Annotated in this window: 8 protein-coding genes and 1 pseudogene; 4 read left to right on the top strand and 5 right to left on the bottom strand. The window is 50.1% G+C overall.

Going from position 1 to position 11,330, the window contains the following annotated elements:
- Positions 1-400: 400 nt before the first annotated feature.
- The 3 genes from Q8O92_00170 to Q8O92_00160 all read right to left on the bottom strand — a co-directional run bounded on the left by Q8O92_00170 (position 401) and on the right by Q8O92_00160 (position 6,883).
- The gene (locus Q8O92_00170; GenBank protein ID MDP2981727.1) at positions 401-904 is read right to left on the bottom strand and encodes a hypothetical protein; all 504 of its coding nucleotides are present in this window, start codon (positions 902-904) and stop codon (positions 401-403) included.
- Positions 905-1,322: 418 nt separating this feature from the next.
- Positions 1,323-4,919 carry a pyruvate:ferredoxin (flavodoxin) oxidoreductase gene (gene nifJ / locus Q8O92_00165; GenBank protein MDP2981726.1) on the bottom strand — a complete coding sequence of 1,199 codons (3,597 nt, stop codon included), beginning with the start codon at positions 4,917-4,919 and terminating at the stop codon, positions 1,323-1,325.
- Between the two features lie 671 nt (positions 4,920-5,590).
- Positions 5,591-6,883 carry a class I SAM-dependent RNA methyltransferase gene (locus tag Q8O92_00160; GenBank protein ID MDP2981725.1) on the bottom strand — a complete coding sequence of 431 codons (1,293 nt, stop codon included), beginning with the start codon at positions 6,881-6,883 and terminating at the stop codon, positions 5,591-5,593.
- 235 nt (positions 6,884-7,118) lie between these two features.
- On the opposite strand from Q8O92_00160, the gene Q8O92_00155 reads away from it, so the two are divergent.
- Positions 7,119-7,982 (top strand): TIGR02757 family protein, encoded by an 864-nt coding sequence (locus tag Q8O92_00155; GenBank protein ID MDP2981724.1) that lies wholly within the window; start codon positions 7,119-7,121, stop codon positions 7,980-7,982.
- The gene (locus Q8O92_00150) at positions 7,973-8,797 is read left to right on the top strand and encodes a hypothetical protein (protein ID MDP2981723.1); all 825 of its coding nucleotides are present in this window, start codon (positions 7,973-7,975) and stop codon (positions 8,795-8,797) included. The genes Q8O92_00155 and Q8O92_00150 overlap by 10 nt, the downstream gene beginning before the upstream one ends.
- An 88-nt stretch (positions 8,798-8,885) precedes the next feature.
- Here Q8O92_00150 and Q8O92_00145 read toward each other — a convergent pair.
- Positions 8,886-9,078: pseudogene (locus Q8O92_00145) on the bottom strand (type II toxin-antitoxin system HicB family antitoxin).
- Between the two features lie 214 nt (positions 9,079-9,292).
- Positions 9,293-10,126 carry a hypothetical protein gene (locus Q8O92_00140; protein ID MDP2981722.1) on the bottom strand — a complete coding sequence of 278 codons (834 nt, stop codon included), beginning with the start codon at positions 10,124-10,126 and terminating at the stop codon, positions 9,293-9,295.
- Between the two features lie 155 nt (positions 10,127-10,281).
- Here Q8O92_00140 and Q8O92_00135 point away from each other — a divergent pair, with 155 nt between their 5' ends.
- Positions 10,282-10,812: a helix-turn-helix domain-containing protein gene (locus Q8O92_00135; protein ID MDP2981721.1), complete on the top strand. Its 531-nt coding sequence runs from the start codon at positions 10,282-10,284 to the stop codon at positions 10,810-10,812.
- A 4-nt stretch (positions 10,813-10,816) separates the two neighbouring features.
- On the top strand, positions 10,817-11,317 hold the full coding sequence (locus Q8O92_00130) for an IS630 family transposase (protein MDP2981720.1): 501 nt from the start codon (positions 10,817-10,819) through the stop codon (positions 11,315-11,317).
- The last annotated feature ends 13 nt before the right edge of the window (positions 11,318-11,330 follow it).

The raw sequence follows: 11,330 nt of genomic DNA, 5'->3' as shown, positions 1-11,330 counted from the left end.
CTGGTTTAACAAAGGCGCAGCAACCTTCTGAGGTGCGGAAGAAGGCTGTGCGGAAATATGCAGAGTAAAAACAGCGCCTAAAATGATAAGAGTCAGAGGGGGGATGAGACGGAAAAACAGCCTGGAATACGATTTTACCATGTTGCACCTCCAAAACGTTATGGATATTACAGGGATTCAGCGTGACAAATCCCTGCGTTGTAGTTTGCCCTGTCTATAAACCCGTAAAAAGGAAATTGGTTTCAAAAAAATATAAGGCAAAAGAATAAAAATAACCGAAAATACCCACAGATCACAACAGGGCAGAGGTATTTCCGGTTATTTGGCATGTAGGGGTTCGGCATGCTGAACCCCTACAAACTGCAATATGATAAAATCTTATTCCGGCCCATACCATCGATCATTTTTTCTTAACAGCTTTTTTTGCCTCTTTCTCAGGCTTTTGGTTCTTTTCACTTGATCCGGCCTTCTCCTTCATCTTCTCGATAACCGGCTTGGCCCTGCTCCGTAGGTCTTCCATTCCTGCCTTGGCCTTGCTCCGTAAATCCTCCATACCTGCTTTGGCCTTTGTTTTTATATCCTCCATGTCCTCTCCGGTTTTTTTTCTCAGACTCTCATAGAGTTTTTCTTTCTCGGCCATTTCAGTATCCAAACTTTTCAACACTTCAACCAGATTCTGCACTTCGGTAGTTTTGAGTATATCCGCCCCCGGTTTTCCCGCTTTCAGCATAGTATAAACGAGGCTTCCCATCTCCCCGTGTTTCTTCGTTATCTTGCGCCTGGTATTGAGAACATCAAACTTTGCTCTCCCCAGTCTGGCCAGCTCTTCCGTTTTTTCCGCGGCGACTGTTACACCTTTAGTCACGGATTTTTTGATTTTTCCCCAGAGATCTTCCTTTTCCATCGGTTTCATCCTTTGTTAAGGTTTGAACGATCGAGAAACCATTATGATATAAAAATTATACAATGAATTAACATGAAAGTCAATGGTTTTTAAAAAAAGGAATTGTCTCTCCTATACGTAAATTTCTTTACCAGCTTTTTAGCCCGAATTATTCACAAACTTACTGTAACATTTTCTTAACTCTTTTTTAAACAAATACTTATTATTAATTTTGGAAAGCAGCCCCCTAAATCCCCCGAGGAGGGACTTTTCGTGGTAAAGATAAAAATGCAAAAATGTAACTTTTTTAATAAACCGATTATGCCTTGTTTTGCAGTCTTTTAAGTCCCCCTTTGGGGGATTTAGGGGGCTGTAGTTTTAACGCTCACAGAGACTAAAATCCCTTTTACATGCATAATTCGGGTTTGGAGAAGAACCATTATTCCTTGTTTTCCTCTCCATAAGGGATCTCCGCAAGGCTCCGATACATTTTTTGAGTCCGGCGCATATCCTTTTCGGCAAGTTTGGACAGCATGGCCGCGCGCTCCGGGTCGCTCTTCTTGAGCATCATGTAGCGGTTCTCGCCGAAACGGAAATCATCGAGCGAAGTAGTCGGCTCCTTGGAATCCATCTGAAAAGGATTCTTGCCCTGGGAAGCCAGGCGCGGGTCATACCGGTATATCGGGAAGTGTCCGCTGGTCACCGCCTTCTTCTGCTCCTCCATGCCGTAAGTCAGGTCGATGCCGTGTGAGATACAAGTCGAGTAGGCGATAATAAGAGAAGGCCCGTCAAAGGAGGCGGCTTCGTTGAACGCCCGGACAGTCTGCGCCGGGTTGGCGCCCATGGCGACCCGGGCGACAAAAACGGTGCCGTAGGTCATGGCCATCATGCCCAGGTCCTTTTTGCCCAGGGGTTTCCCGGCCGCGGCGAATTTGGCGACAGCTCCCCGTGGGGTGGACTTGGACATCTGCCCGCCGGTGTTGGAATACACCTCGGTATCCAGGACCAGGATATTCACATTCCGGCCGCTGGCGATAACATGGTCGAGGCCACCGTAACCGATGTCATACGCCCAGCCGTCGCCGCCAAGAACCCATACATCCTTCCTGGCCAGGTAATCGGCCAGGTTGTCGAGCTGCGCGGCGGTACCGGCGCCATCTTTTGCCGATGCCACGGTTTTTTTCAGCTCCGCCACACTGGCGCGCTGGGCTTCGATTCCTTCCTGGGTCGATTGATCCTGGGAGAGAATTTTCTGAGCGAGCGCACTGTCCACCAGCCCTTCTTCAACCGCCTTGTTCAGGTATCCCTTGGCCTGTCCGCTGAATGAATCCAGAGTGAGGCGGTATCCGAATCCGAATTCCGCGTTATCCTCAAAAAGGGAGTTTGACCAGGCCGGGCCGCGGCCGTCCTTATTGGTTGTGTACGGGGTAGTGGGCAGGTTGCCGCCGTAAATGGATGAGCAGCCGGTGGCATTTGCGATGATGATGTGATCTCCGAAAAGCTGGGTGAGAAGCTTCACATACGGGGTCTCACCGCATCCCGCGCAGGCCCCGGAAAACTCGAACAGCGGGCGGAGAAGCTGGCTGCCCTTGAGAGTGGCGCGGTTGAACAGGGACGGGTCGGTATCCGGGAGGGAAAGGAAGAATTCATAGCTCTCCATTTCGGTGAGCCGGTTTTCGAACTGGTTCTCCATATTGATGGCTTTGATTCCGGTCTTGTTGCCCTGGGCATCCTTTTGCGCGCCGGGACAATTCTCCACACAGGCGCCGCAGCCGGTGCAATCCTCCGGGGCCACCTGAACGGTGTACTTCTTGCCTTTGTACTGCGGGCCGCCCTTTGCGTCCACCGACCTGAATTGTGAGGGGGCGTTTCCCAGGTATTCGGGATCGTATATTTTTAGACGGATGGTGGCGTGGGGACATACAAATGAACAGGTGCCGCACTGGATGCAGAGCTCAGGCTTCCAGATCGGAATCAAAGTAGCGATGTTCCGTTTCTCATACTGGGTGGTTCCCATCGGATAGGTACCGTCCACCGGGAACTTGGAAACGGGAATATCGTCGCCCTTGTTTTTAATCATCCCGGCGGTTACTTCCTGGACGAACTTCGGGGCGTTCGCGGGAACAACCGGAGGCATGCGGAGAGTCGAGGCGGCTTCCTTCGGATAGTTGACCTTGAACACATTGTCCTTGGCCGCATCCACCGCGTTGAAATTCATCTGGACGACCTTTTCGCCCTTCTTGCCGTAGGTTTTCTTTATGGCGTTCTTGATCAGCTCGATAGCCTTTTCTTGCGCCATGAAACCGGAAATGACAAAGAACGCTGTCTGCATGATCATATTGATACGGGCGCCCAGTCCCAGTCTGTGTCCCAGATCGATACCGTCGATCACGTAGAAACTGAGCTTTTTGTCGATGATCTGTTTTTGTACTTCTACGGGGATTTTATCCCATACCTCATCAGGCCCGTAGGGGCTGTTCAGGAGGAAGGTGCCTCCCTCATCAATATTGTCCAGCATGTCATACTTCTCCAGGAAAGAGAAGTTATGGCAGGCCACGAACTGTGCACGGTCGATCAGATAAGGTTTGCGGATCGGTGTGGGGCCGAAGCGGACATGGGAAGTGGTAAGCGACCCGGCCTTGCGGGAATCGTAAACGAAATATCCCTGGGCATAATTGTTGGTATTCTCACCGATGATCTTGATGGTATTCTGGTTCGCGCCTACTGTGCCATCGGAGCCGAGACCATAAAACATGGCATTGAAAACACCCTCGTCATCCAGGCGGAAAGAGGCATCGGGCGCAATGCTCGCATTGGTGACATCATCGATGATACCCACCGTGAAATGGTTCTTGGGGATTTCCAGCGCCAGGTTGTCAAATATGCCCTTGACCATCTGGGGCGAGAATTCCTTGGAACCCAGGCCGTAGCGGCCCCCGACGATCTTCGGGTATTTATAGAACGGCACTGAGCCGGCGTCCATGACCTCGCCTATGGCAGTACGGACATCCTCATAGAGCGGCTCGCCGAGCGCTCCGGGTTCCTTGGTGCGGTCCAGGCAGGCGATGGCTTTCACAGTCTTGGGCAGAGCGGCGACCATGGCGTTTTCATCGAACGGCCGGAACAGGCGTACCTTGACCACGCCGACTTTCTCGCCTTTGGCAGCCAGGAAATCCACCACTTCATGTACAGTCTCGGTCGAGGAGCCCATGGTCATGATTACCCGCTCGGCGTCAGGAGCGCCATAGTATTCGAACAGCTTGTACTGCCGTCCGACCAGTCGGGCGAACTTGTCCATGCATTTCTGCACGATTGAAGGAGCGGCCTCGTAGAATTTGTTGACCGTCTCACGGCCCTGGAAATAGACATCCGGGTTCTGAGCCGTACCCTTGATGGCTGGACGGTCGGGAGTGAGGGCGCGGTTACGGTGTGCGAATACGAATCTATCATCGATCATGGCGCGAATATCGTCCATGGATAATTCTTCAATTTTGGTGTACTCATGGCTGGTACGGAATCCATCAAAGAAATGGATGAACGGAATACGTGATTCGAGAGCAGCCGCCTGGGCTATCAGGGCAAAATCCTGCGCTTCCTGAACACTTCCGGAACAGAAAAGGGCAAAACCGGTCGAGCGGGTGGACATGACATCCGAATGATCGCCAAAAATGGAGAGCGCATGGGTTGCCAGGGCACGGCCTGAGACATGGAAAACAGCCGGTGTAAGCTCTCCGGCTATTTTGTACATATTTGGAATCATGAGGAGAAGGCCCTGGGAGGCTGTGAAAGTCGTGGTGAGCGCTCCGGTGGAAAGGGCGCCGTGAACCGCACCGGCCGCTCCCGCTTCAGACTGCATTTCGACCACTTCCGGGATTATTCCCCAGATATTTTTGTTGCCGGCTGCGCTCAGAGCATCAGCCACTTCACCCATACCAGAAGAAGGAGTGATCGGATAAATAGCAATCACTTCATTTGTTGCATGCGCTACACCAGCAACAGCAGAATTACCGTCAATGGTTGTCATCCTACGGTTCATACAATCTCCTTATATATAGGTAGTGGATTTAACGTGGATGGAATAAGGTAAGACATCATGAATTCTGTATTCTTAATCCTGGCAGGCTTCCGGGATTATCGAGAGATGCTGCATATATACGAGAAATTGAGTTATTTCAGAATGCAAGTATACCAAATTTTACCTTGCATGTCAAGCAGGCAAAAGTCTTTCTGGCCATCCCCCATTTTTTATTCGGCGATAGATATGCCATATCACTTATCTTCTCTTTAGATAAAATCCCCCCGCCGCATAAAGCGGCGACCCCCTGATTAAGGGGGTAAAAGCTGCCTGATAATATGATTCCCCCCCTTAATAAGGGGGGATGTCCGAAGGACAGGGGGGATTAGTCTTTCAAGAGGACTTGAACCCGATAATATTTTCAAGAATATATTTTTGTGGAAAGATAAGCATCATAAAGAGTTACAAAATATTGATTTAAAAATCTAGAGGATGGCCACAATAAACGTACATTTTAACCAGTATCGCGAGAATATATTACCAGTTCCATACGGCGGCTCCATCCAGTTTTTTCCCAGAATCGAAGAGCTTCGGTATTGTCACGGAAGACAAAAATATGACACTTTCTCATGCATTTCCATGCGCTCCCGGGAATCCGCGCCGCTCAGTCCTATCCCTTCCTTTACGATAAATCATGTATGCTCCATCTCCACTGCAGTCTCAATATGGTACGTATGGGGAAACATGTCAACCGGAACAATTCTCTTTACCCGATATCCCCGCCCGGAGAAATATTTGATGTCACGGGCAAGCGTGGTGGGATTACAGGAAATGTATACAATACATTCGGCTTTGAATCTGCACATCTCATCCACCGCAATAAGTCCGAGGCCGGTGCGCGGGGGGTCGATGATGAGACGGTCGGCGGGGCCGGTTACAGAAAAAGCGGCATCCGCGTTTTTGACCAGTCCGGTGAAACAGAGAAATCCCATTTCAGCGGCGTTGAACCGGCTGTCCTCGACCGCCAAGGGGGAGGCATCGAACAGGTAGACTGTGGCGTCAGGAGGCGCCAGGCTCAGAGAAAAGAGGCCGACTCCGCCGTAACCGTCCACCAGAACCTGCCCCGCTCGATACTGAAGCATCTCTCCTGCCAGGGTGACCAGGTTCTCCGCCTGGGGCATGTTGATCTGGAAAAAGGAGCGCTCCTCAATTCGGAATGTCCGCTCTTTCACCCGCTCGTACCGGAAAGGAGATCCTAAGCTGCGGAAGAGCCGGGTTTGCCCGGGGGAGGTTTCAAGGTAAAAGGTAACTCCCGAAAGGCCATCAATATCGGCGAGCATTCGCTCCGCAAGCGCATCAATCCAGGCTGTCGCTTTTCCCAGGGTAAACCGCACCAGTGCGGAGGGGAGGTTGTGCGAGGCCTGGATGGTGATTTCGCGCAGTTCCAGGGTTTCCATACCGGGAAGGGCGCGTATGAAATCGGCGATCCGGTTCACACGCTCTCCGGCAAGGGGGCAGGCGCCGATATCAACAATCCGGTGAGACCTCCGCTCATGGTATCCCATGACTAATCCTGAGGAAACATGGCGCGCAGGGTACCGGGCAACAGTCCGGTAGCCGTATTCAAGGGGTGAAGGGATGCACGGCTCTGCTTCGATTCCCTCGATTCCGCCAAGACGGCGCAGGGACTCCTCCACGATCGCCCGCTTCCAGCGAAGCTGGGCCGGATAGGAGAGTTCCTGCCACTGGCACCCACCGCACCGTAATGCGTACGGGCAGGCGGCTTCCACACGGTCGGGCGAGGGAGAGACAATTTCGAGAAGCTCGCCGCGGAGGTAGCTTCCCTTGTCCTGCGCCGTCCGTACCCGGACAACATCCCCCGGGAATGCGCCGGGAACGAACATGACTCTGCCCTCTAGGTGTGTGACACCGTCGCCGCCATAGGCAAGGGATTCGATGGTAAAAGCCGGGAATTGGCTCGGCATTATGGAGCCTCGAATAAAAAAACGGTAAGCCGCGGATTACGCTGATGTGCGCGGATTGAAAATACCGAATAACCGATAAATATAGGGAAAAAATTGATAGTAGAACAGGCGGAATCATGATTTGTTAGTTCTGAAGATTGAACTGAAGCGCCCGTTGAATATGTTTGTTGACACCTTATCGGCTTGTAGGTAGATTTTAGAAGACGACAAAGAACCCTTGATGGAGGAATTTCCTTTGCCTGATTTCGCCGCTCTCAAACAATGCCTTGACAAACTTACCGCGGAATACGGCGCCGGATATCTCGACACCGATCCGGTGGGAATCGTCCATGAATATACAGCAGCGGAAGACATCGAGACCGCCGGATTCATCGTTTCCGCCATCGGGTATGGAAATGCGGGCCAGATACGGCGAAGCGCCCGCGCGGCGCTTTCACATACAGGAAGGTCTCCGGCGGATTTTGCCAAGAGCCTTACTGCGGAAAAAGCGCGCTCCCTCTTCAAAGGATGGAAGCACCGCTGGACCGATGCGGAAGACCTTTCGTTTCTTTTCCTCACGGCGGGGAGCATGCTCCGCGAGCACGGCTCCATCGGCGCCCTTGTGAAAAAACTGGACGATCCGGCTGAGGAAACCATAGAGGGCGTCCTGTCGCGGTTCTCCTCTGCGGTTTGCGGAACATACAGTGAAGAATGCAAGCGAAAGAGCGCCCGGGCCGGCATTTCCTACCTCGTTCCTTCCCCGGCCGACGGCAGCGCCTGCAAGAGACCGGCCATGTATTTCCGCTGGATGGTCCGCGGGCCGGACGGTGTTGATTTCGGCCTCTGGAAGTTCATCTCCCCCTCGCGGCTGGTTATCCCGATAGACCGCCACATCGCCCGTATGGCGGCGCTCCTGAGGTTGACCCGACGCAGATCCCCGGACTGGAAAATGGCTTTGGATATAACACGCACCCTGCGCCGTCTCGACCCGGAAGACCCTGTCCGGTATGATTTCGCCCTCGTAAGGCCCGGGATAACCGGCCAATGCACCCCTCAAACCAGAGAGAATTGCCCGTCATGCATTTTGAGAGATATGTGCGGAGAAACTGCGTGCGACTGATCTTTCTCCTGGCGTTTTTCCTCTCCTTTGCCGGTGAATCTCTCTCCTTAGAGCCGCTGACCGCCCTGGACGACGGGTTTTCCCTGCCCGCCGCAGGCAGCCTTGAGGAAGCATCCCTCATCTTTCCGGGAAGCGAATCGTTCATCGGGGGGCCGTACGCCCTCCTGGGCTATACTGCGCCGTTCGGCATGGAGGACCTGGCGGTGAGCACATTCATCGCCGGCGTCCGAGCCGGAAAAGCCGGTATCTCCCTTTCCTGGAACGGCTCCGGCGGCGATCTCTACGGCGACGAACAAGAGAAGCTCGGCGTTTCCTATCCCCTCTTGAAATGCCTCTCCATCGGGGCGCGGCTCTCCCGCAGCGCCATGCGTATACGGGGATTCGGCGGCGCTTCCGCCTTAAGCGGCGATGCGGGAATGGTCTTTCATCCGGCGGAAGAAATTTTCCTCGCCGTTTCCTGGGAGAATGCAACCGGGGCCAAACTCGGGGAATCAAAGGAACCGCTCGATGGCCGCACGAGGGCCGCGGCATCGTGGAACCTGCCGGGAGCGGTCACTCTGGTCGCTTCGCTCACCAAAGTGCGTCGGTTTGACCCTTCCTTTTCCGGGGGATGCGTCATGAAGATATGGGACTCACTGACCGTGGGGGTGCTGGGAGCGAACGCGCCGAACCGTATGGAATTCCTCGGCTCGCTCCTGGTGAAGGGACTGAAATTCTCCTACCGGGGTTCCTACCAGGGAGACCTGGGTTTCTCACATGGTTTCTCGGTCGGGTGGAGCGGGGGGAACGGTAAGTTTTTTACTTCAGCCCCCTAACCCTCAGTCCCTTTCCCCCGAAGGGGGCAAGGGAAGTCGTTGCTCCACAGTCATTGCTGCTCCGCAGGCACAGTAAATCAACCACACGGATCGCTCCTTTGGGTAATCCGCGCTTGGCGTCTTTACGACGATCTTCAAAAATCAGGGAAATGGCCTCCGCCAGACTTGCCTTTGCTTCCTCGATTGTTCTACCTTGCCCATTGGCTCACGGGACCTCCGGACAATAAGAGATATACCAATCCCCCGTCTTTTTCAATAATTGCTGTGAATTCGTTATGCATACTGGCTCCTTAATGAAGAAGGCTTCCGTTGAAGTATACAGAGCATGAGCCGGGCAAATGAATTGGTTAAAATATAGCTTGTATAGTGGAAAAAAATAATTTCTTGATAAATATTAAATGGATAAGGCTGATTAAATAATAGAAATTCCAATATTAATTCATAATATACCATAGCTTACAGCAATAATAAAGAAATATAAGATAGTATTAATACCTACTTTAAACCATTTTTAACATGATCATTATTTATTTTGGAGCCAACAATAATTCTTACAGTTGATGGTTCCTGATTACTATCTTTATTTCTTATCGTTTCTATCCCAATGCTGCGAAAAGCTCTAAATACAATTTGAGCAATTTCTGGGATAGGTTCATTTTGTATTGAAATAAAAAGGCCATCCATTGGAATATTATACATTGCTTGATTAACACCATCAACTATCCACCCCGATCTGATAAATATATTTTTAATGATATGAGCATACCTTAATGATTCTTGATCGCCCCATATTGAAAATATGTATATTTTATTGCTTTTATAATTACTTAAGAATGCAATTAACTGGTTAGTCTGCATCTCCGTTAATTTTCTATCCTTGGTGGCACTCTCAATTATTTCCGTTTTTTGTTTTATATTTTCAATTTCTTGGCTCAAATATTTCAGAGCTTCTTCCGTAGGTAATCTTGGGTATTTAGATTTGGCTATTTCTAAAAATGGGTCTAATTTATCTTGTAAATCAACCAACTTAATTTTTAATGATTCTCTTTCAGAAATTGCTTGTTTTTCTCTATGTACAGCATTCAAATCTGTAAGAATTGTTAATTTCTTTAAATCATCAAGCTGTTTTTTTGTATTTTGTTCATTTTGATAATCAATAACCGTTGTAATTATCGTAAACACTACAGCGACAAAAATTATTACTATAAACAGTATTTTAGCATATTTATATTTTTTTGTTCGTCGATCTTTCCAGCGATGATCAATATAAAATTGAACTAATGTTAGTATTAATACTAAAATTGGTGATATTATTTTTATTAAAAACATTTTTCCTCTAATATGATATAATCTATATTGTTTTTTTTTAAAACAAATTCAATCATACACTTCAATGAAACATATATGTAAACCCATAAATAACTTGACATAATTGCTGAATTATTGTATGCTTCTTTCATCCACTTTTCGGAAGGGAGGAGCATATGAAGAAATCCAGTCTCCGAATAACGCATGAAGAAGTTACACGGGAATCCCTTGACGTACTGGTTTCCGGACGTGGAGTCATCAGAAAAGGATTGCGGATCGCGGTGCTCCAGGGCCTTATGGATGGAGCATCCCCGCTGGAGTTGAGCCGGCGGCATCATCTGAGCCGTGAAGGTATTTATCTTATGGTGCGCCGGGTGAACGAACATGGCCTCCGTGGATTGGACGAAAAGCATCGCCCTGGACGTACGGGTAAGCTGACTCCAGAACTCCGGAAGGAGCTTTCCGCGGTGCTCGCCAAACCACCGCAAGAGTGCGGATATCGTCAAACCCGGTGGGATGGACCGCTTTTGAACCGGTACCTGGAAGAGTATCATGACATTCATCTCGGCCATAGTCAAATCAACCGATGGTTCCATGCGCTCGGGGTTACCCTCCAGAGAGGACGCCAAAGATTCCTGAATGCTGACCCGGAAGAACAAAAGCAATTTGTCGCCGGGGTAAAAAAAAATTCAGGAGCAAAGCGATAATGACCTGCGTCTTTTCTACGACGAGGCGGGAATCGCGCTCGATCCCACCATTGCAGCTCAGTGGGCACCAAAAGGAAAACAGCCGCTTTTCCCCTCCAGCAGCAGGAAAGAACGGGTAAACCTGGGCGGCATCGTGAATCCCCAGACCGGAGACGCCTTCGTCCAGCGTATCAAGAAAGGGGATTCCGTTTCGTTCATTGGAATTCTGGAATGGCTTCACGGATTGTACCATTCCTACGACACCATTCTGGTGTATGTGGATAATGCCAAATGGCACAAATCGAAAATCATCCAACTGTATCAGTCACTTCGGCCTCGGATTGTTCTTGAGTATATTCCACGGTATTCTCCTGATCTCAATCCGGTGGAATGGGAGTGGCATGAACTCCGGCGAGTTACTACTCATACAAAACGATTCCAATCCAGCGACGAATGCTTTCAGGCGGTAAGCGAACACTTCAAATCAAGAATCGGTAAAAATACCATGTATCGTCAACATATTTAAGGGATTATATATA

The sequence above is a fragment of the Candidatus Latescibacter sp. genome, assembly GCA_030692375.1.
Taxonomy (GTDB): Bacteria; Latescibacterota; Latescibacteria; order Latescibacterales; family Latescibacteraceae; genus JAUYCD01.
Note: the sequence above shows the minus strand (reverse complement) of the source record. Positions and strands in the feature narration are given on the sequence as shown.